The sequence below is a fragment of the Ligilactobacillus faecis genome, from assembly GCF_029889745.1.
Classification (GTDB): Bacteria; Bacillota; Bacilli; order Lactobacillales; family Lactobacillaceae; genus Ligilactobacillus; species Ligilactobacillus faecis.
In genome coordinates, this window is the sequence record NZ_CP123639.1 from 497679 (window position 1) to 521652 (window position 23974).

The following is a 23974-nucleotide window of genomic DNA, read 5'->3' on the forward strand; positions in this document are numbered from 1 at the left end:
ACTGAGTCATCAGCGTACGTTCTCTGGTGACTTTTTTGTATATCCTCAAAAAACAGCTATATAGGTATCTGACATGCTCCTTAAATCTCGTTATTCTTCCATTTTTATAGTGTTTCAACAGAAGTTTCCAGTCTTTTAAACATTTCTTTTGATTTTATTATTGGCATATACACACTCCATATTTGCTTATATTCTAAAAATGTCACTTGCCCTGTTTTATTTATAAATACATCTGCGACTTAGCCTGCCTATACCCTCAAAAAAAAAGAAAAGTACCTCAGAAATCAATTCCTCTAAGGTACTTTTCTCTCATAGAAGCAAATTGTGGTATTACTTCCTTAAGATATCCTATTTAACTGTTTAATCCACTACTTGTTTCTTTTTCTTCGTTCTCTTTGACCTAGTTCTGTGGCGCCTAACAAGGCTGCTCCACTCAACAATCCTAGTCCTAGTAACATTGACTCTTCATCGTTTTCATCACCAGTTTGTGGTAATTCACCTACAACTTCTCGATTCACGATCTGGTTTTGATCCAAAACTTGATTTGAACCTTCTGATGATGCTTGTCTTTGGTTTACCTGAACTTTCTGGTCACTTTCTTTCCCCTCTCCAACAGATGTCGGTGTTACGGAGTTTGGCTTGGCTGGCTCTGTGACATTTGGTTCACCTGCAGTGTAATAGTATACCGTTTGACTTTGATTCTTCATATCTGGTGTCAATACTCTTCCAGCCACTACTAGTTTATCTGGCGTATATCCATCTATAGCTGGAACAACACTTGGATCTATCGTCCCATCACCATTCCATACAATTTCGATCGTCTCACCTGTCACCTTATCGATCACATATGTCGGCGTAAAGACTTTTTCTACCACACTAGGTGGAAACGCTGGCTCGCCTTTATGAGGACCATTACCGTAAACATAGTTGATCGTATCAGTAACAGTTACTGGGATATCTGTAACTGTTTTTGTTCCATGTTCTAGATAAACATAGTAGTCTTGCTGTTTGTTCGTATCTTCATCAAACATTCCCTCACTAGCCTCAGGCTGTGCATAAACTAATTCATAACCTTTTGCACCGTAGTCTTGAAGCCTATTACTATATTTTGTTCCGGCTTCACCACTTAAGTGTTGGATAAAGTCTGTGATCTCTTTTCCATCACTTGGAGTATATCCAGTATTTTTGGTCTTTGCACCGTTAACGTCAATATAATGGATCGTCACCAGTTGCTCCCCAACATAGTAGTTGATCGTATCTTTTAAGTTTGCGCTATTATGGTTGAGCTGAGTTGCACCAACTGTCGCTTTATCTGCCACATATCCTGCAACTGTTGGACTTGCAACCGCTTCTGTCATTTGCGCTGGACTCCATGTTGTAGCCAAAACCTCTTTGGTTACTGCATCCAACGTATTTCTTGAAGTAAAGACGTAGTCTTTTTCATATGTCTGTGCGACTTGCCCACCCTTCAGAGGACCATTGCCATAGACATAATTAATAGTTTGTTTGATCGTCTTTGTTTCACCATTTTCTTCTAAACGACCATGTTTCAAGATAACTTCAAAGATCTGATCCACATTCTTATCATTATCAAAGATCGCATCTGTTGGGAAACCATCATTCACTAACACGTACCCTTTATTTGTCAACTCTTTGATCTTGCCCACCGTCGTATATTCGATCTTGGCGTTATTTCTACCTGTAACACTATCTGAACCTAACTGTTGTCCTGTCGTTTCATCGATATAATTGATCGTTGCTTTTTGATCATCATAGTTGTAAACGACTTTTGTATCTTTCCCTGGATCTTCTGGAGTGATCGTCGGTACTTCTGGCGTCATTCCTGGAATATTTGGTACTGGTTGATCTGGGGTCGTCTTACTTGGATCAGTCGGATCATTTGGATACTGTGGATTTGGTACATCTGGGATCGGATTACCATCTGGATCTACCGGAACGATCTTGCCTAATGGGCGGTAAACGACTTGTTCAGTCAAGTTTTCTTGCACTGTGTCTTTAGCGTTTACGACTGCTTTATCAACATAGTACCCTTCAACAACTGGAGATTTGACTGCATCATATTGTGACTTGTCAGCCGTCCACGCTTCGTTAGGGTTCTTGACTTCTCCTGTTACCGTATCGATGAATAACGTCCGCGTCCATGTGGATGTTTGCACATTGTCATCAGCAACTTTGTTGCCTTGTTCATCAACATAAGTGATCGTTGATGTGTAGTCTTTGCGGTATTGATCTTTAGCTGGCCATTTTGGTCCGTTTGGATCTGGATCGTTAGGGTTCACTGGAGTTTCTGGTTCGTGTGGATCATTTGGTCCAACTGGCTTTTCTCCGTGTTTCAAGATAACTTCAAAGATCTGATCGACATTCTTATCATTATCAAAGGTCGCATCTGTTGGGAAACCATCACTTACTAACACGTACCCTTTATTTGTCAACTCACTGATCTTGCCCACCGTCGTATATTCGATCTTGGCGTTATTTCTACCTGTAACACTATCTGAACCTAACTGTTGTCCTGTCGTTTCATCGATATAATTGATCGTTGCTTTTTGGTCATCATAGTTGTAAACGACTTTTGTATCTTTCCCTGGATCTTCTGGAGTGATCGTCGGTACTTCTGGCGTCATTCCTGGAATATTTGGTACTGGTTGATCTGGGGTCGTCTTACTTGGATCAGTCGGATCATTTGGATATTTTGGATTTGGCACATCTGGGATCGGATTACCATCTGGATCTACCGGAACGATCTTGCCTAATGGACGGTAAACGACTTGTTCACTCAAGTTTTCTTGCACTGTGTCTTTAGCGTTTACGACTGCTTTATCAGCATAGTACCCTTCAATAACTGGAGATTTGACTGCATCATATTGTGACTTGTCAGCTGTCCACGTTTCATTAGGGTTCTTGACTTCACCTGTCACTGTGTCAATGATCAATGTTCGCGTCCATGTGGATGTTTGCACATTATCATCAGCAACTTTATTGCCTTGTTCATCAACGTATGTGATCGTAGCGGTGTATTCCTTACTGTATCGATCCTTTGTAGGCCATTTTGGTCCATTTGGATCTGGATCGTTAGGGTTCACTGGAGTTTCCGGTTCATGTGGATCATTTGGTCCAACTGGTTTTTCTCCGTGTTTCAGATGGATCACTACATTTTGATCAACATCATCATTGTCATCAAATGTTGCTGGTAATCTATCTTGACTCACTAACACATAGCCCTTGTCAACGTAACCATGGATGATCTGTTGGTAATCTTGGAGAACACCTGCGCCGATCACACTTGAACTGTCACCAACGGCTAATCTCACTTCGTTTTCTAAGACTCTACCATTATCACCATCATCGATCACTGTATACGTCAATACTTGTTCATTTGCGCTGTAGTAGACTGTCACTTCACTGTTTTGACTAGCTGAGGTGACGGTTTGGGCTTCGACCACAGCTTTATCAGCTGTATAACCAGCGATCGTTGGACTTGTTACCGCCACAAACGTATCTGTGGCTGGATTCCAGATAGGATCACCAACATTTTGTTTTGTCACTTGATCTACTTTATAGGTCGGCACAAACGTCTTTGTCTCGGTTACGCTATCAGCTGCTCTTTGACCTGCTTTTGGTCCGTTACCATAAACATAGTTGACTACTCTTGTGACGTTTACTGGTGTACCTTCTACGTCTCTTAACGTATGCGTCAAGTAGACATAGTAGTTTTGATCGACACTTGGATCAGTATCAAAAGTCCCAGCGCTTGCTTCTGGCTGTGCTTCTACGAGCTCATAACCAGCTTGTCCGTAATTCCACAACGTATTGGTGTAACTTTGGTCTGCTTCACCTGTCAATGTTTGTAGTTGGGCTGTCAATTCAGTCCCTGAGGTCGGCGTATAACCTGTACCTTTTTCGACTCCGTAAACGTCCACATAGTGCACTTTTACTGTTTGAATCCCAGCAGTATACGTTACGACATCATTTAAGTCAGTCGATTCATGCGTCAAACTTTGACTACCAACATTTGTCTTATCAGCGACATAGCCGGCAATTGTTGGGCTCGTTACTTCTAGTGTTGTTTGTGGCTTGCTCCAAACAGTAGTCAGCACTGCTTTCGTTACTGCATCTAACGTATTTCTTGAGGTGAAGACGTAGTCTTTTGTATACGTTCTGGCTGCTTCTTCACCTTGTTTTGGTCCATTGCCATAGACATATCTGATCGTTTGTTTGATCGTCTTCGTCGCGCCGTTTTCTTCTAAACGACCATGGTTTAAATGGATCACTACATTTTGATCAACATCATCATTGTCATCAAATGTTGCTGGTAAGTTATCTTGACTCACTAAAACATAGCCTTGATCAACATAACCATTAATGATCCGTTGGTAATCTTGGAGAACACTTGCGCCGATTACACTTGAGCTGGCTCCAACTGCCAATCTCACTTCGTTTTCTAAGACTCTACCATTATCACCATCATCGATCACTGTATACGTCAATACTTGTTGATTTGCGTTGTAGTAAACTGTCACTTCGCTATTTTGACTAGCTGAGGTGACTGTTTGAGCTTCGACTACAGCTTTATCAGCTGTATAACCAGCGATCGTTGGACTTGTCACCGCCACAAACGTATCTGTGGCTGGATTCCAGATCGGATCGCCAACATTTTGTTTTGTCACTTGATCTACTTTATAGGTCGGCACAAACGTCTTTGTCTCAGTTACGCTATCAGCTGCTCTTTGACCTGTTTTTGGTCCGTTACCATAAACATAGTTGACTACTCTTGTGACGTTCACTGGTGTACCTTCTATGTCTCTTAACGTATGCGTCAAGTAGACATAGTAGTTTTGATCGACACTTGGATCAGTATCAAAAGTCCCAGCACTTGCTTCTGGCTGTGCTTCTACGAGCTCATAACCAGCTTGGGCATAGTTCCACAACGTATTGGTGTAACTTTGGTCTGCTTCACCCGTCAATGTTTGTAGTTGAGCTGTCAACTCAGTCCCTGACGTTGGTGTGTAACCTGTACCTTTTTCGACTCCGTAAACGTCCACATAGTGCACTTTTACTGTTTGAGTCCCAGCAGTATACGTTACGACATCATTTAAGTCAGTCGATTCATGCGTCAATGTTTGACTGCCAACGTTTGTCTTATCAGCGACATAGCCTGCAATTGTTGGGCTCGTTACTTCTGGTGTTGTTTGTGGATCGCTCCAGATAGTATCAATAACAGCCTTGGTTACTGCATCTAACGTATTTCTTGAGGTGAAGACGTAGTCTTTTGTATACGTTCTGGCTGCTTCTTCACCTTGTTTTGGTCCATTGCCATAGACATATCTGATCGTTTGTTTGATCGTCTTCGTCGCGCCGTTTTCTTCTAAACGACCATGGTTTAAATGGATCACTACATTTTGATCAACATCATCATTGTCATCAAATGTTGCTGGTAAGTTATCTTGACTCACTAAAACATAGCCTTGATCAACATAACCATTAATGATCCGTTGGTAATCTTGGAGAACACTTGCGCCGATTACACTTGAGCTGGCTCCAACTGCCAATCTCACTTCGTTTTCTAAGACTCTACCATTATCACCATCATCGATCACTGTATACGTCAATACTTGTTGATTTGCGTTGTAGTAAACTGTCACTTCGCTATTTTGACTAGCTGAGGTGACTGTTTGAGCTTCGACTACAGCTTTATCAGCTGTATAACCAGCGATCGTTGGACTTGTCACCGCCACAAACGTATCTGTGGCTGGATTCCAGATCGGATCGCCAACATTTTGTTTTGTCACTTGATCTACTTTATAGGTCGGCACAAACGTCTTTGTCTCAGTTACGCTATCAGCTGCTCTTTGACCTGTTTTTGGTCCGTTACCATAAACATAGTTGACTACTCTTGTGACGTTCACTGGTGTACCTTCTATGTCTCTTAACGTATGCGTCAAGTAGACATAGTAGTTTTGATCGACACTTGGATCAGTATCAAAAGTCCCAGCACTTGCTTCTGGCTGTGCTTCTACGAGCTCATAACCAGCTTGGGCATAGTTCCACAACGTATTGGTGTAACTTTGGTCTGCTTCACCCGTCAATGTTTGTAGTTGAGCTGTCAACTCAGTCCCTGACGTTGGTGTGTAACCTGTACCTTTTTCGACTCCGTAAACGTCCACATAGTGCACTTTTACTGTTTGAGTCCCAGCAGTATACGTTACGACATCATTTAAGTCAGTCGATTCATGCGTCAATGTTTGACTGCCAACGTTTGCTTTATCAGCGACATAGCCTGCAATTGTTGGGCTCGTTACTTCTGGTGTTGTTTGTGGATCGCTCCAGATAGTATCAATAACAGCCTTGGTTACTGCATCTAACTTATTTCTTGAGGTGAAGACGTAGTCTTTTGTATACGTTCTAGCTGCTTCTTCACCTTGTTTTGGTCCATTGCCATAGACATATCTGATCGTTTGTTTGATCGTCTTCGTCTCGCCATTTTCTTCTAAACGACCATGGTTTAAATGGATCACTACATTTTGATCAACATTATCATTGTCATCAAATGTTGCTGGTAAGCTATCTTGACTCACTAAAACATAGCCTTGATCAACATAACCATTAATGATCCGTTGGTAATCTTGGAGAACACTTGCGCCGATTACACTTGAGCTGGCTCCAACTGCCAATCTCACTTCGTTTTCTAAGACTCTACCATTATCACCATCATCGATCACTGTATACGTCAATACTTGTTGATTTGCGTTGTAGTAGACTGTCACTTCACTGTTTTGACTAGCTGAGGTGACTGTTTGAGCTTCGACCACAGCTTTATCAGCTGTATAACCAGCGATCGTTGGGCTTGTCACCGCCACAAACGTATCTGTGGCTGGATTCCAGACTGGATCACCAACATTTTGTTTTGTCACTTGATCTACTTTATAGGTCGGCACAAACGTCTTCGTCTCGGTTACGCTATCAGCTGCTCTTTGACCTGCTTTTGGTCCGTTACTGTAAACGTAGTTGACTACTCTTGTGACGTTCACTGGCGTACCTTCTACGTCTCTTAGCGTATGCGTCAAGTAGACATAGTAGTTTTGATCGACACTTGGATCAGTATCAAAAGTCCCAGCACTTGCTTCTGGCTGTGCTTCTACGAGCTCATAACCAGCTTGGACATAGTTCCACAACGTATTGGTGTAACTTTGGTCTGCTTCACCTGTCAATGTTTGCAGTTGAGCTGTCAACTCAGTCCCTGAGGTCGGGGTGTAACCTGTGCCTTTTTCGACTCCGTAAACGTCCACATAGTGCACTTTTACTGTTTGAGTCCCAGCAGTATAAGTTACGACTTCATTTAAGTCTGTCGATTCATGCGTCAATGTTTGACTGCCAACACTTGTCTTATCAGCGACATAGCCGGCAACTGTTGGGCTCGTTACTTCTAATGTTGTTTGTGGATCACTCCAAACAGTAGTAAGCACTGCCTTCGTTACTGCATCTAACGTATTTCTTGAGGTGAAGACGTAGTCTTTTGTATACGTTCTGGCTGCCTCTTCACCTTGTTTTGGTCCATTGCCATAAACATATCTGATCGTTTGTTTGATCGTCTTTGTCTCGCCGTTTTCTTCTAAACGACCATGATTTAAATGGATCACTACATTTTGATTAACATCATCATTGTCATCAAATGTTGCTGGTAAGCTATCTTGACTCACTAACACATAGCCCTTATCAACGTAACCATTGATGATCCGTTGGTAATCTTGGAGAACACTTGCGCCGATCACACTTGAGCTTGCGCCCACTGCTAATCTCACTTTGTTTTCTAAGATCTTACCATTATCACCATCATCGATCACTGTATACGTCAACACTTGTTCATTTGCGTTGTAGTAGACTGTCACTTCGCTGTTTTGACTAGCCGAAGTGATCGTCTCTGCTTCGACCACAGCTTTATCAGCTGTATAGCCAGCGATCGTTGGACTTGTCACTGCCACAAACGTATCTGTAGCTGGATTCCAGACCGGATCGCCAACATTTTGTTTAGTCACTTGATCTACTTTATAAGTTGGCACAAACGTCTTCGTCTCAGTTACGCTATCAGCTGCTCTTTGACCTGCTTTTGGTCCGTTACTGTAAAAACGTAGTTGACTACTCTTGTAACGTTCACTGGTGTGCCTTCTACGTCTCTTAACGTATGCGTCAAGTAGACATAGTAGTTTTGATCGACACTTGGATCAGCATCAAAAGTTCCAGTACTTGCTTCTGGCTGTGCTTCTACGAGCTCATAACCAGCTTGAGCATAGTTCCACAACGTATTGGTGTAACTTTGGTCTGCTTCACCTGTCAATGTTTGCAGTTGAGCTGTCAATTCAGTCCCTGACGTTGGGGTATAGCCTGTACCTTTTTCGACTCCGTAAACGTCCACATAGTGCACTTTTACTGTTTGAGTCCCAGCAGTATACATTACGACATCATTTAAGTCTGTCGATTCATGCGTCAATGTTTGACTACCAACACTTGTCTTATCAGCGACATAACCTGCAATTGTTGGGCTCGTCACTTCTAGTGTTGTTTGTGGCTCGCTCCAAACAGTAGTAAGCACTGCTTTCGTTACTGCATCTAACGTATTTCTTGAGGTGAAGACGTAGTCTTTTGTATACGTTCTGGCAGCTTCTTCACCTTGTTTTGGTCCATTGCCATAGACATATCTGATCGTTTGTTTGATCGTCTTCGTCTCGCCGTTTTCTTCTAAACGACCATGGCTAAGGTGAATCACCACCAACTGATCTACAGATGAATCTGAATCATATTTATCTGGGATCTCAGACATACTTTCAATAATATATCCCTGTTTTTTATAATCATCTGCGATCTTTTGGTAGCGTTGATAGATACTTAACGGAACATCTGATTCTGATTCACCTGTCCCAAGCAACGTTTCTGGAACAAGATCTTTGTTTTCAGTATCATCTATCACTTGATAATTGAGCACTTGTTGCTCAGGAGCATAGTAAACGGTAAAACTCAGATCACTTTCTGGCGTTTCATGCGTTACATTGATACTTTCGATCTTTGCTTTGTCTGGTGTATAGCCTGAGACAGTCGGACTTTGGACTTCAACAAATGTTTGTGGACTGCTCCAAACTGTATTGATAACTTCCTTAGTTACTTTATCGATCGTATCGACAGAAGTAAACGTTATTGGTTGCGAAGTGTACATTGGCGCTGCAACGTCACCTTTATGGATCCCACTAGCATATAAATAATTGATCTTTTCTGTTAATGTTACTGAAGATCCTGCCTTATCCTCTGTATCATGCCGTAAATGGACCACTAATGTTTGATCGACTGTTGGATCATTATCATAGTTATCAGGCACTGGATCTTGGCTGACTACAACATACCCAGCAGCTTTATAACGTTCGATAATATTTTCATAATCACTCTTAGTCGAAGCACTGACTTCTGAATTTGATAAACCACTTCCAAGCTCTTGCTTGTCTACTAACGTAACTGGTGTATATCCTGCATCAGTTTTGGTGCCTTGATCATCGATAACAGTCACACGCAGAGTTTGGAGATCTTCAACATATTTGATCTCATACACTTGAATATCTTTGTCAGTATTACCATCATTTTCAGTGTTATCAAAAGTCAATTTAGCTGCCAAAGCCGCATCTAAACTGCTATATTCTTTTCCGTCTGGCGCAATAACTGTATAGCGGTAATTTTGACGTCTAAACGCCAAAGATCCATTTGCTAACGTAGTTGCATCTGAAAGAACAGGCGTTCCATCGGCACTATAGAACATCGTTCCTCCAGATACCCCGTCATTATAGAACGGAGTGGTATTTTCTGCCTCAGCTACCGTTGTCGGGAGCTCTTTTGCAGGATCGTTTTTACTGATGATCACAGCCTTTTGGAAATCACCAACATAATTAACGATAAAGTTTTGCGTGGCACCAGAGATATCACTGGTACTATCAAATGTTCCTTGAGCTGCTAAAGCTTCTGCTAAAGTATCATATTCACTGCGTCCATCTTTATCTGTCAGTAGTTTACCCGTACGATCGACTACTGTGATCGTATAGTGATATCCTTTACGAGCTAATTGTGCATCCGTTACACCAAAGCTGATAGTGCTGACCCCTGTAGGATCTTCTTGGAAGTTACTTCCAGTATTTGCTTGAGGATCACCAGTCGCAGTCGCCAACTCAGTCCCACTAAGCGAGCCTTCAAGCAAACGAGCCTTATCGACTTGATAGACCCTTGTCACCACAGTAGAACCATCTGCTTGTAAAAGAGTACTTGGTGAGAATGTGTTTCGTGTGAATTTATATCCAGTAATAGTTTCAGGAGGATCAAGCACTAAAGCTTTCCCCGCTTCACCAAAAAGATCACCATTTTCAATGACATACTCGCCAGTGCTTGGATCTAAAGCAGCTTTACCTTGTACTTCTTTGTAACCATTGATCTGATTTCCATCTTGATCAACGATCTTCAAAGTAGCATAAGTCGCATAAGTATCAGTAACTGTCCCTGGGATTAAAGAGAGCTGATTTTCATAACCCATGACTTGTCGTAAAGTAACTTTCTTCGACATATTATGCTCACTTGTTGGTGAATATGCGTTAAATTGGTAAACGACCTTGTTACTTTCACTTAACGATGGCACATATAATACCAACGATTTGATCGTTGACCAATCAGTTACCTGGTCGACAGTCTTTAATTGACTTGGGAGGGCCTGACCACGAGACCATGTTGAACCATCCTCAAAAGTCAAAGTCGTTCCATCTGCACTCAGTGTAGCTAACTGCGTCGAATAATACACTGTATGTGCATCATTAGCATAGTTATTAGTTGGGTCAACCGTTAGTGACCCAGATCCACTAATATTTAGCGTAAAATCTTGGGTCGCATCAGGATTATTGCCATCAGCCACTCCAGCTTGTGGCAGATTCATAACTGAAATAACGCCTTTTAACGGATCAGACGTATTGTTGACTATACTTAATTGTAGTGTCTGGAGCCCCGTCTTCTTCCCATTAACGTCAATATAATCTTGGGTCGGATAGTTCAAACCACTAGAAGATAAACCAACATCAGCAGTCCCTTTGATCATTGGCACAGGCTTAACTTCAACAGGCGCAATGATCCGCATATAACTTAGATTATTTCCAGGTGCTACCATTAGAGTATCCGCACTTGTGCCATCATCAAACTCAATTTTCGTTTTCTGCGCGTTAGCTAAATTAGAATTACTAAAATCTCCACCGACTTGAATCCAACTAGTATTACTGTCAGCATTAACATTAGGAGCATAGGCACGTAAACCTGCAGTTGACACGCCCATTGCTTGTAGTTGTGCTGCAGTATATAGATCCAAAGTCTTATTATTTGCTTTATCTTCATAGGCATACAGTGTTTCAAGCGTCTTAGCAGTATCAAAGCTATTTACTGCATCGGCACGAACTTTCAAAATAAAGTTTATTCCAGTATCTGGCTGCATCTCGTACCCTGTCCCAGTCCAGTCAAGCACAATAACACTTTGACCATTAGTATTATGTTTTCTAGACACTTTTGGCCTCGGTATGTTATCCGAACCTTCACCAGAAAATTTATAAATCGTAGATAATCCAGAGTACTTCACTATGTCCGTTTGATCAGGAATAGTTAAATATACAATTGGTTCTTTAACTGTGCTATATTGTACAGGCCATCTTCCTCCTGGTCCATCAGTTGGAGTGTTATTGGCTTTTCCTTCCAATATGCCACCAGCATCAAGGTTGGTCCTATCGTTCGCAACGCTTTTACTACCATCCGAATTAAGCGAAATTTTCAATTCACCATCCGGACTAACAACACTTTGATTATTTCCATATCCACCTGACACAGGTAATCCGTTCGCAGAAATATTAAGCTTTCTTTCAACTGCTTTTTTGATTACCATTTTCACAGAAACTTTCTTATGTTCACTTTCAACGCTTATATTTGAAATATACTCTTTTCCATCTTGGGCATCAGTATTCAAGTATCCCAATACACTAACGTACCCTGTTAGGACATCATTCAGACCACCATAGTTATTAGATGCCTGAATAGCATTAGCGTAATAAGGAACATCTGGGGTGACATCATAACCTGAAATTTTCACACCTTCAGGCAACTTCTCGCCATTACTAAATTTTCCAAAATGGTCTATAAGTCCAGTAATTGGATTATAGCTTTCACCTGCTTGTAAGCGTTGGGTGATTTTATGAGTGACCTCTTCTCCGCCTTCAGTAACTTTTCCAGTAACAACAACAGTATATCCAGTTTGTGCTGGATTATATGATCCAAAATCTGCATAGTCGCCACTTACATTATCTAGTGGCATGACTATTCCAGTACTCGTTATCTCAGATGGAAAATCAAAATGATACGTAGGCGTAAAACTAGTTAAGCCATTTGCTTGTAAACCAACTGCATAAAGTACTGGAGCTGCAGGAAAACCCTCCTTCGAGGTTGGCAAATTTCGCTGAATAGTTCCCGGAATAATAGTTACATTAGGTGACTTAACACTATCATACGTTGAGCCAACCGACGCAGGCACAGTTACTACCTGATTATCTGTACTATACAATACACGAAGGTTAAAATTCTCACGTGCGGCTGGAACAATAACTCCACTGGCGGTTGTTGTGTCATCCCTTGATATCACTGTTTCGTTAAATGACTCGCCATCTTTTAGCGCTAAAGTAGCATCTAGACTTTCATTAGTATCAATATTTATTTTTCCAAAATAATGTTTTTCGCCATCACCCAAGTCATACCAACCCGAAGGCTTTTCACTAGAACCGGTCGTCTGAATATCTGTGTAACGTCCAACAAAAGGTATGACCCTTTCATTAGAATAATCATTATTTAAAAAAATAGGGAGTTTCTGTGATTCCACAACTATTGCTGTTCCCTCTCCATTTGGTTGGGATATCTTAAGTACACCATTCAAGTACATCCCTCTAATCGGTGTGTCTTTAATTAGTTTGTCTGTTGCTTGTTGGTCCAAAAGAAAATGCTCTGGAACAGGAATATTCAACTTTAAAAATCCTTGAAGTGCAGTACCCTCGCCATAGTCTAAATGAACGATATAAATATAGTTTTCATCAGTCGTACGCTCATTTTTGTTAGCATTATCATATGGTTCCACAAAACAATCTGACACACTCGTCTTTTTTTCCAATACTACTCTATTTGTAGTATTGCTAGGCGCTTCAACCCCATTGATGAAAAATTTGATTTCCTGATATGCCCCATTTACAAGTATATGAGGAATTGCATCATTTCTGTACGGCTTGTTCGACTGACTAGCTTGGCTAAATGGTTCATTAAAAAAGTCAAATGCTGGCATCGTCTGCGTTCTAGTGACAGTAACATTATCAGGAACATCAGAAATCGTCCAAGTAAAAAGTACGCCATCACCAACTTTTTTTCTTTCAGGAGATCCGGTCGGTGTTGAGAACCACGGCACACTTTGAGGTAGGTCACCAGAGTCGTTGGGCCTCTTAGGCGTAATGAGCATACTGAACTTGTCACCTTTTTTACCTGTATATGATATTGTCATACCGAGTTTTCCACCATTTGAAAGTCGAGAAGTAGTATACGTATATTCTTTGGAGCCATCTTCTAATACTTTAGGGGCAGACAAAGTTCCATAGTTATCTCCTTTTGTTAAAGAGGTCAAACCAACTGATCTACCATCAGTCACATCTGCTACTTTAGGTTCTACACTTGCAGTAGTTGCTAATAACGAAGTTTCTAATTTATTTGTTGCGACTGAACGTGCTGTTCTTTTCAAAGGCGTTAGATCTTTTTCACGCTCTAAAAAGTCAATATTTGCTTTTGTATGTAGACCATTTACTTGACCTTGAACTTTTGCTGGTTCATCGGTTTGTTTTTGCTCACTAGATACTACTGAAGTGGCTGTTTTTGTTTCAGTCACATCATTATTGACTTTATCAACTACGTTTTCTTCTTTTGCTGTTGCTTGAATTTTGTTATCGGGAGTTTGCTCTCCTACCTTATCATCCTTAACCACCTCAACAGGAGCATCCTTTTCAGCAGGCGTACTTTCTTGCTTACTACCAGTCTCTGCTTGCCCCTTAGCACTCTCATCTTGGTCTTTTGGAGCATCTTGTCCATTGGATGTTTCAGTTTCCTTTGCAGTAACTTCTCCTTGACTAATAGTCCCTGCTTGAGGTTGGTCTACTTTATTTACAGCATCACTTTCCACAGTGTCTTGCGTTTGCTCTGATATCGTTTGGGGCTTGTCCGTAGCAGTTTGCTCATTTGATTCACTAACCTGTTCTTTTTCAGGCACTGAGGATTCAACAGTTTGACTAGATGAAGCATTTTCTCTTACTTCACTAGCATTTATCACCGCATCTGACTGAGAGGTCTCATCTTCAACATCATTTTGCGCAGTCGTATTTGTTAGTGGCGCCTCATCAGCAGAAACTTGTTGTACGAGCGTAGCAGTGCTAAAGAGCGACATCCCAGCTACGACCCACACTTTCTTCCTTTTATATAACTTATACCGTTTCTTCTCCTCAGTCGTATATTTAAACAGTCGCGAATTTGCATTATATCTAAGCATACTCTATTCCCCCTAACATAGATAATTACGTTCAGTAATACTTAGATCAAATTTTATGAGCCTTACGCACATAATTATATTTTTATTAACTTTAACTAAAACAATAATAGACCATCATTAAATTTATGTAAAGATATCAATATCAATATCAATATCAATATCAATATCAATATCAATATCAATATCAATATCAATATCAATATCAATATCAATATCAATATCAATATCAATATCAATATCAATATCAATATCAGATTTTAGCAATCTTTATCTCCATTATTTACTCTATTTTATAATTTAACTTTATTTTAATATTTGAATTTATCGTTATAATATCAAACCTTTTCTCATACTTCGTGTAATTCATAAATATTAAATCAACATTTGACTATAAAAAAATAATTATACTAACAGAGATTGTAATGTTAGTTTACTCAAATAAAATTATTTTACACGTCTCCATTTTTCTTTTTAAAAATTGGGAATATATTTGCAAAAAAAAACTCCCCACAATTCTCTTGTAGGAAGTGTTTGTAGGAATATCCATACCAGTTGACGGATACCCGTTAAAATAAACTTGTCACAGCACGCCAACCGATCACAAAGATATTTGCTTTCTTGACTTCACTTGTCGTTTGAGCTTTGGCACTCAAATGAGTCGTACCATCTAAGTAGTAGAGCTTTTGATCTTTAGCTGTAACTTCTAAAGTACCAACGATCTGGCCTTTTTTCAATGGAGCTTGTAGCCCATCTTTTTTGTACAACTTCTTATCTCCAACTGCCTTAGCTTGGAGTTGCTCCTTTGTGACCCCACTCTTTAGCCAGACATCTGTCGTTTGCCCTAGAGAAACTTTTGTTGTCAACTCTTTCCCATGGTAAACTGGCAAAGTATTTGTCTTTTTGAAAGTCATACCTTTAGTTAAAGTTGTGTAGGTGTAATTATTGTAGCAATATGACATGATCTTTTGTGTTTCTTCAAAGCGCGAAAGATCTTCTTGACTATCATGTTTAGCCCCTAAAACGATCGTGATCAAACGATGACCACCTTTATTGACTGTAGCTGCAAAACAGGCTCCGGCTGAGTCAGATGTTCCCGTTTTTAAACCATCAACTGGAAGTTCACTGTAGGCTTTAGCTAAGCCAGGTAACATCCAATTCCAGTTTTCCATTACTGTTTGATCAGTCCCGTTATTAAAGTTCATCCGTTTGATCTTTGTTGTCTCTAAGACCTCAGGGTAATCTTTTAATAAACGTTGCGATAAGATCGCCATATCTTTTGCAGAAAATTTATTTTCGGCTGTATCTGAAGCCCCTGGATATTTTCCATCTTTGACTTCACCATTTGTCAAACCGTTTGCCGTATAGATCTCAGCGTCTGTGATTCCCATCTTCTTAGCTTCTTTACGTGCTAGATCGATGAAATTTTTTTGCGTTCCGCCAACGGCATCAGCTAAAGCCATCGCAGCTCCATTGGCTGAATAGATCAAAGTTGCTTGGTAAAGAGACTTGACTGTATAGCTCTCACCTTTTTTCAAAGGTACGTTGGAAAGCGTCGTATCTTGGCTGACTTCTTGAGCAGCATCACTTGGGGTGACCTTTTGATCCCATTTGAGTTTTCCTTGATCGATCGCTTGTAAGACCATGTAAGCCGTCAAGAGTTTTGACATCGAAGCGACAGGTAAAGTCTGCTCTGCATTTTTAGCATACAAAACTTGTCCTGTTTTAGCATCAACTGCGATCGCAGCTTTAGCATCGATATTCAACGAACTGTCTGTTTGGTCAGGTAAAGTCGCTGCGCTAGCTTTAAGGGCAAAAAAACTTGCCACACTTAAAGAACTAACGACAGTCAAAACTGTAACTAAAGCCAAGAATGGCTTTTTTAGTTGTTTAAAAAATGTCATTTGTTTGATCCTCTCACTTAACTTCATCTATTAGAATAACGAAAATATCATTTTAATTCAATCAAAAAAACGGCCCTTTAGTTAGCAGTGGCCGTTTCTTTACGATTGGTCCGTTTTGTTTTTAATAACTTAATCGCCTGTGTTACAGGAAAATGCATCACAAACTGTGTCAATTTTTGATCTGAAGTCACATAAATATAGCCGTTGTGCAATTCGACGATCCCTTGTGCGATCGCAAGTCCTAAACCTGAACCACCTGTTTCGCGTGAGCGTGAGCTTTCAGCTCGATAAAAACGGTCAAAGATCTGATTCAATGACTTTTCTGGGATCTGTTCACCATCATTTGCGATCACGACTTTCAATTCTTTAGAAGTGACTCGCTTGGCCTTTAAATAAATATGCTTACCACCAGCTCCATACTTTAAAGCATTTGAGACTAAATTATTGAAGACCCGTGCCAACTTATCAGCATCAGCTTCCATTACTAACGGTGCATCTGTTATTTCGACCTTGATCTGCATCCCTTTCTTATTTGCTTCTAACTCATAGCTAGCTGCGATCTGTTCTAGCATCGCTCCTAAGTCAAGTTGACGCACTTGAAGCGTCACTCCTTCTTGTCTGACTTTAGTGTACTCAAATAGATCGTCGACTAAAGACTTCATCTGGTTAGCTTTTAAAAAAGCGGTATGCGTATATTGCAATAACTCGTCTTCACTTGTATAGCGCTTATTTTCGATCAGGCCTAAATAACCAATGATCGAAGTCAAAGGTGTCCTGATGTCGTGGCTGACATTTGTGATCAATTCATCTTTAGAACGTTCGATCCGACGCTCTTCTTCCATTGCACTGATCGTACTATCGACTAGCGAGTTGACGCTTTCTACGACACGTTGCATTTGCCCTGTCAACTTGAACGGAATCCGATGTTCAAAGTGCCCCGAGGCGATATAATGCAATTCTGCGATCACGTGACGTAGTTGCATTTGCCGATAACGTCGCATCAAACGCCAATAGACGATCCAAACATCAGTTAAGAGCATCAAAAAGGTAAAAAGTCCACCCCAACTCCAAACTTGGAGATCAGTCGGTCCAAGCAAAAGCGAGGTCTTGATCTGAAAGATACCATTTTGCAGACCAGGATTAGTCGAGATCTCTTGATTGATGATCATAAAGATCGACATATTGAGCAAGAGCAAAATGATGATCGTAACGATCCCTTCACCAAAGAGCTCACTTTTTTCGCGCGCTGTCAATGAAAATTTCATCATGATCCTATTAACGTGCTTCGATCTTGTAACCTACGCCCCAAACTGTTTGGATGACTTTTTCGCCTCCAGTCGCCTCTTCGATCTTATCGCGTAAATGACTGACATGGACCATAACAGTTTTGGCTGAAACAACTGATTCTTGTTGCCAAACGCGTTCAAAGATCTCATCGGCAGAAAAGACGCGATTTGGATGACTTGCTAGAAGATACAAGATCCCAAATTCCAAGGCTGTCAAAGAGATCTCTTTGCCATCGACTGTTTGGACTTCATGTGAATCTTTTTTGATTATCAATGAACCAGCTTCGATCTGATCAGGCTCGCTATTTTTGACTTCATGTTGTGAACGACGTAAAAGTGATTTGACCCGTGCCATTACTTCAAGTGGGTTGAATGGTTTTGTGACATAATCATCAGCCCCTTGGACTAAGCCTTGGATCTTATCAAGATCATCTGTCTTAGCTGAAAGCATCAAGATCGGGATCTGACTATCTTTTCTCACTTCACGCACAACTGCCATTCCATCTAATTGTGGCATCATCACGTCTAAGATCATCAGATCGATATCTGGATTAGTATGGATCTTTGTGATCGCTTCCTTACCGTTGTATGCTTTTTCGACTTCATAGCCTTCATTTTTTACATAAATGCTCAACAATTCAACGATATCTTTATCATCATCAACGATCAATATTTTCATCGGTATTTCCCCCTTGAAATTCAAGCTTACTCGTAACTTCATTTTACCAAATCCTTATTTAGATAGGTTTAAAAAATTCTCTAAAATTAAGGTTTACGTTGCTTATTATTTAACTAAAAAAACTTTATCTTTAATTGCATCAAACGGTTGGTGCAAAGTATTCAAGCTAGGCACATAATTTAGTTTGGCTTCTTGCCAAAAGCGCTTTGAATTAGTCGCTCCGTTTTTTTCGCCGATCACGATAAAACGTCCAGACCACTTTTTTTGCCGTAAAAAGGCTAAGATCTGCTGATCTTTAGTCGTTGTTTCTGGGGCCCATGCTAAGATCAAATTATTGACTTCAGTGTAATATCTTTGCACTGCTTCTAAAGCATCTAGCCGATAAACTTTTGTCCACGGATCTGGACGCTCATTATCTTGCCCTTTCCAATCGAGCTCATCAACTGCAAAAGTCGCTGGCAAATTCTTGGCTAATAATGCATTACCCGCCATCAACTCTATCGTTTTTCCTGGATAAAGCTCTTGTTTCAATGCCTCACACCAAGCACTTGAGAAGAGATGCCAGACCCCAAAATTTTCGATCGCAACTTGTCGCACTAAATTTAAAACGCGTTCAAGTTCAAATAATTCAGGGTGATCTAACAAATGTCGCTCTAAATAAGCCGTGGAAAAACCTAATTTAGGTAACGGCGCTTTAGGTAACTCTTGCTTTGCCAAAGCACTTAAAGTCGCTTTGACTGCTTGGATCTGTGCCCTAGCTGGGCTAAGACTTGCCACTTGATGTTCAAATTCAGATAACGTTGCTAAATACTTGCCATATTCCACTTCAAAACCTTCTATAAATAACACTAGATCAAACAATTTAATTCTATCTTAAAAAATAGTAACGTCAAGATTTTTGCTAAATACCCCAAAAAAGCTAGACCTTAGCCTAGCTTTTCTTCTTATTGTCTGATCTGACCGTTACCAGTGATCACATACTTTGTCGTCGTTAAAGCCTCTAGTCCCATTGGTCCACGCGCATGTAATTTTTGGGTCGAGATCCCGATCTCGGCTCCTAATCCAAAAGCAAAGCCATCGGTAAAGCGCGTCGAAGCATTGAGATAAACACACGCTGCATCGACTTCGTTTAAAAAGCGTTGCGCATTTGTTTGATCATTTGTCACGATCGTTTCTGAGTGTTTTGTGTTATGTGTGTTGATATGTGTGATCGCATCTGTCAAAGAATCGACAACACGTACTGCCAAAATATAGTCATTGTATTCTGTATCCCAGTCACGTTCATCTGCTAAAACGCTCGCATCACCTAAGATCTCACACGTTTTAGCATCGCCGCGCAATTCAACATGGTATTTACCAAGGGTATCAGCAACTTTAGGTAAAAATTCTTCGGCTACAGCTTGGTGGACTAACAACGTCTCAGCTGCATTGCAAACTGAAGGACGCTGACATTTAGCATTTTCGATAATCTTTAACGCCATCTGGAGACCTGCACTTTGATCAACGTAAACATGACAATTTCCAGCTCCTGTTTCGATCACAGGCACTGTTGCTTTTTGAACGACAGTCTGGATCAAACGGGCTGAACCTCGAGGGATCAAAACATCGATATAACCATTCAATTGCATGAATTTTTCTGCAACATGATGCGAAGTTTCTGTGATCAATTGGAAGATATTAGGATCGAGTCCATTTGCCTCTAAAACGGCACGTAAGATCTCAACAAGCTTTTTATTTGTCGCTAAAGCTTCTTTGCCCCCACGTAAAATGACTGCATTTCCCGCTTTAAAACACAGACCGCTAGCATCGACAGTCACATTAGGCCGAGCTTCATAGATCATCCCGACCACTCCAAGTGGGACCCTTCTTTTGACGATCTGCAAACCGGCTTCATTGACCCAACCTGTATCGATCTTTCCGATCGGATCAGGCAAAGCTTTGACTTGTAGCAAACCATTTGCGATCTCTTTGATCCGGTCTTCATCTAAACGCAAACGATCGACAAAGCTTGCTTTGAGGTCTTTAGCTTGAGCTAGATCTTTTTCATTTGCTGCGCAGATCACCGCGCTATTTTCTAATAAAGCTTGCGCCATCTTAGCTAAAAGCTCATTTTTCTTTGTTGTTGGTAGTAAAGCTAGATCATAGGCTGCTTGTCTGGCCTTTGTTCCCATCATTTCTAGATCAAGTGTCATTTATCTTTTTCCTTTCTTTTGCTTTATTTGGCAAAAAGTGTGCCTAATGGTTCACCCGCTAATAGCTCATCGATGATCATCGGTTCTTTACCATTAGCTAATAACATCATGCGATCTTCAGCTAACATTCTTTGGGCAGCTTTTAGCTTCGTTGCCATCCCACCTGTTCCAAATTTTGTGCCTTGGCCACCACCAGCTTCTAAGATCTTCTCATCGATCGCCCTGATTCGCTGATAAAGTTTAGCATCTGCAAATTTGCGGGGATTTTTATCGTAAAAACCATCGATATCTGAAAGCATGATCAAGAGCTCTGCATCAACAAGCGAAGCCACGCTTGCTGAAAGTTGATCATTATCACCAAATTTAGTTTTATGATCTAATTCATCGACTGCAACAACGTCATTTTCATTAACGATCGGGATCACGCCCCATTGTAAAAGACGCTCTAGTGAATTCAATGTATTTTGACGACTTGTTGGGTAAGCTAAGACGTCATGCGTTAAAAGAACTTGTGCGATCCGTTGCCCGTAAAGAGTAAAACGCTGTTGATAAAGTGCCATCAAGCCACTTTGCCCGATCGCCGCCAATGCTTGTTGTGCTGAGATCGCTTGGGGTCGTTCATGGAGGCCGACACGCCCCATCCCAACACCGATCGCCCCTGAAGAAACTAAGACGACTTCTCGACCTTCATTGACTAGACCTGTTAATATATAGCAGAGTTGATCGAGTGCCTTTAAGTTGAGCTTCCCATTCTCATGGACTAAAGTGCTTGTCCCCACTTTGACGACGATCCGTTCTGCCTTGAACTGACGCTTACTTACCATACATCCTCTATCGCTACATCCTTTGATATAGCGTTCCTTTCTTTTTTCTTGACTGCTTCTTTTATTATACTATACGATCAACTATTCTTTTTACTTTTAGGTTTTTGCCCTTGGTTTTGCTGTAAAACATAACGTTCTAATAGATCAATGATCTGATCATTTTGCGGAAGATCAGAATGTTGTGCATCTTGCCCAGTTACTGTGATCTGGGTAAAATGCTTCACAGCTCCTTGATAGATATATTTTCCAGCTTCAACACTGCGTTCTGGAACGAGTCCATCTGAATCATAAGTTTCAGTTCCCGCTACCGTATAGACTGTCAGATCTCTTGGAAGTTGATCACGTTTTTGGATAAAATCCGCTAGCATTTGTGTTTTTCTCTGAAGTGATGTTTCTGAAAAATTATAAGGTGTGCCGACTGTCATCAAAACTTTCGGCGTTATATCGTAATCAGACATGTAATTTTCAAAAAACGCAGTATAGATCAAGCCCCCATTTGAGTGTCCAAATGCTTTAAAATTATTGAATTCATATTTTTCACTTAGTTCAGCAAAAGCCTTGTTGAAAAGTTTTGCTTGCTTCAAAATATTATTGTAACCGTCTTTGTTGTTTTCAAAACCAACAACAATAAATGGTTCTTCATCTTTTGGACGGATCTTTCCAGAGTATTTGATCGTTCCGTCATTATAAACTTTGACTTTCAGTAAGCTATGTTTTTTGGCACTACGCTCATTGATCTTTTCAACTAAACCATCAAAGCGATTTTGCGTAGCAGAGCTTCCAGGGATCATGATGACTGGCGAAAGTCGTGAATTATGCCAACGCGCAAGATCTTTTACATTTGTTTGACTCCAAAAATAAGCCGGGATCGCTAAGAAGAGGCAAAAAAAGATCACGCAAAGTGATGCGAGCAAGCCTTTTTTATTTAACTTCATCTAAATGCTCTTCCTTTCTGCGCTCACGCTCTAATTCATCTGTCACACGTTCTGCAAATTTGACAAAGGGAATATATAATAGAATATCGCTAACTAATAAAGCTAAAGTAAAGCCTAGGACTGACCAAGAACCATTTGTCCCGATAAAGGCATAGAGAGGCCCCGGCGTTGAAAGTAAAACTGGATAAACGGCAGGCAATAACCCTAATTTTAACGCCAAAGCACCCATTAAAATATTAAAAAGTGGGATCAAGGTAAATGGGATGACATAAAAAGGATTAAACAAAACTGGTAAGCCGATCATCAAAGCTGAAGAGCTGTTGAATAAAACTGGTCCTGCTGACCAATAGGCTAACTTACGCTCATTTTTCCGTTTGGCAACTATCATCAAAGCTAAGGCTAAGGCAAGTGTTGCTCCAGTTCCTGCGACCATTCCAAAACTAAAGTAAAGTGTATTCGCATTATATTTATCTGGGATCTGGCTCAAGTCACTGTGAGTCAAAGCATAACTCAAATTTTTCAAGGCACTTTGATCACTGTCAAATGTATTATTAGCATACGGTCCACTGAGGCCGATCCATGAAAAGAGCAAACTGAGCCAGGCAAAAAAAGTCACACTTAAAACACTTTGACTTTTTAGCGCATTACTTTGGAGCCAGTTATCGATCACTGTAAAAACTTGATATTTATACAATAAACCAAATAATAAGTTAGCTCCTACAGCTAAGACCAAAGCCAACGTCAAGGGTAGGAGCGCTTGAAAAGAACGTTCTGATAAAAAACGATTATCTTCAATTTTTTTGATCGGTGGCGTTAAATAATTAAACAAAAGTCCTACGACATAGCCTAAAATAAGGCCCAGGAGCAACCCATTAAAGCCTAAAAGGTCGAGCCGAAAGGTGAAGTTTCCCGCCGTTTTATTCATACCTACATTTGGCTGATAACATAAAGCCAAAAAAACTAACATTCCTGTTAAACCAGCCATCTGTCCGTCTCGACCGGCCAATTTAGCAGTATGTCTGGCTGCCAAGAGCGCGGCCAAAACTGAGATCAACCCTGCAGTCAACATATAGATCGAACCTAACGCTTGATTTGCTGCTTTATAGTGAGGCAACCACTCTGAAAGATCGAGCAGATTACCTAAAAAACCATCTGGATATAGGAGTGAAAATTCAAAAACTTGAGCAAAACTTCCCAATAAGATAAACGGGAATAAGACTGTAAATGTGCGTTGGATCACTCTAAAAAATATCATTTTCCGTACTTTTAGTCCAAAAGCCACGATTTTTTCTTCCAATTTTGATCCCTTCTTTAAGCATAGATTTTAAATCGTTAACACTAGTATACAGTTTTATTCATTCTAAAAACATAGACTGAGTTGAAATAACATGATCTTAGTAACTACCAGAGCATCACCCCTTTGATCATTAACAACTTATTAAGTGATATCTAGCTATTACAAAACAAAAAACCCCTAGGGTAATCTAAACGACCTGTGATTACTCTAGGGGAATTA

General features: G+C 40.5%; 11 protein-coding genes. All 11 read right to left on the reverse strand.

Features of this window, described 5'->3' with window-relative positions; genetic code table 11:
- Positions 1-368 precede the first annotated feature (368 nt).
- Positions 369-8078: a mucin-binding protein gene (locus QFX10_RS02675; protein ID WP_280606683.1), complete on the reverse strand. Its 7710-nt coding sequence runs from the start codon at positions 8076-8078 to the stop codon at positions 369-371.
- 17 nt (positions 8079-8095) lie between these two features.
- The gene (locus QFX10_RS02680) at positions 8096-14641 is read right to left on the reverse strand and encodes a mucin-binding protein (protein ID WP_280606684.1); all 6546 of its coding nucleotides are present in this window, start codon (positions 14639-14641) and stop codon (positions 8096-8098) included.
- A gap of 123 nt (positions 14642-14764) precedes the next feature.
- Complete coding sequence (locus QFX10_RS02685; protein ID WP_280606685.1) at positions 14765-14905, reverse strand: hypothetical protein; 141 nt, start codon at positions 14903-14905, stop codon at positions 14765-14767.
- 302 nt (positions 14906-15207) lie between these two features.
- Positions 15208-16542: a serine hydrolase gene (locus tag QFX10_RS02690; RefSeq protein WP_280606686.1), complete on the reverse strand. Its 1335-nt coding sequence runs from the start codon at positions 16540-16542 to the stop codon at positions 15208-15210.
- Positions 16543-16619: 77 nt separating this feature from the next.
- Positions 16620-17807, reverse strand: a complete 1188-nt coding sequence (locus QFX10_RS02695; RefSeq protein WP_280606687.1) for a sensor histidine kinase — start codon at positions 17805-17807, stop codon at positions 16620-16622.
- A 10-nt stretch (positions 17808-17817) separates the two neighbouring features.
- Positions 17818-18507 (reverse strand): response regulator transcription factor CroR, encoded by a 690-nt coding sequence (gene croR / locus QFX10_RS02700; RefSeq protein WP_280606688.1) that lies wholly within the window; start codon positions 18505-18507, stop codon positions 17818-17820.
- A gap of 105 nt (positions 18508-18612) precedes the next feature.
- The gene (locus QFX10_RS02705) at positions 18613-19332 is read right to left on the reverse strand and encodes a hypothetical protein (protein ID WP_280606689.1); all 720 of its coding nucleotides are present in this window, start codon (positions 19330-19332) and stop codon (positions 18613-18615) included.
- A 119-nt stretch (positions 19333-19451) separates the two neighbouring features.
- Entirely contained in the window at positions 19452-20699 is a 1248-nt protein-coding gene (locus QFX10_RS02710) for a glutamate-5-semialdehyde dehydrogenase (RefSeq protein ID WP_280606690.1), read from the reverse strand.
- Between the two features lie 23 nt (positions 20700-20722).
- Positions 20723-21523, reverse strand: a complete 801-nt coding sequence (gene proB, locus QFX10_RS02715) for a glutamate 5-kinase (RefSeq protein WP_280606691.1) — start codon at positions 21521-21523, stop codon at positions 20723-20725.
- Positions 21524-21600: 77 nt separating this feature from the next.
- On the reverse strand, positions 21601-22458 hold the full coding sequence (locus tag QFX10_RS02720) for an alpha/beta hydrolase (RefSeq protein ID WP_280606692.1): 858 nt from the start codon (positions 22456-22458) through the stop codon (positions 21601-21603).
- The gene (locus QFX10_RS02725; RefSeq protein WP_280606693.1) at positions 22445-23755 is read right to left on the reverse strand and encodes a PTS transporter subunit EIIC; all 1311 of its coding nucleotides are present in this window, start codon (positions 23753-23755) and stop codon (positions 22445-22447) included. Before QFX10_RS02725 ends, QFX10_RS02720 begins: the two co-directional genes overlap by 14 nt.
- Between the last annotated feature and the right edge of the window lie 219 nt (positions 23756-23974).

Bases quoted from the DNA above. Each gene is read 5' to 3' on its own strand.
- QFX10_RS02680 (WP_280606684.1), bottom strand. From the start codon at position 14,641: ATGCTTAGATATAATGCAAATTCGCGACTGTTTAAATATACGACTGAG.
- QFX10_RS02690 (WP_280606686.1), bottom strand. From the start codon at position 16,542: ATGACATTTTTTAAACAACTAAAAAAGCCATTCTTGGCTTTAGTTACA.
- QFX10_RS02695 (WP_280606687.1), bottom strand. From the start codon at position 17,807: ATGAAATTTTCATTGACAGCGCGCGAAAAAAGTGAGCTCTTTGGTGAA.
- croR (WP_280606688.1), bottom strand. From the start codon at position 18,507: ATGAAAATATTGATCGTTGATGATGATAAAGATATCGTTGAATTGTTG.
- QFX10_RS02710 (WP_280606690.1), bottom strand. From the start codon at position 20,699: ATGACACTTGATCTAGAAATGATGGGAACAAAGGCCAGACAAGCAGCC.
- proB (WP_280606691.1), bottom strand. From the start codon at position 21,523: ATGGTAAGTAAGCGTCAGTTCAAGGCAGAACGGATCGTCGTCAAAGTG.
- QFX10_RS02720 (WP_280606692.1), bottom strand. From the start codon at position 22,458: ATGAAGTTAAATAAAAAAGGCTTGCTCGCATCACTTTGCGTGATCTTT.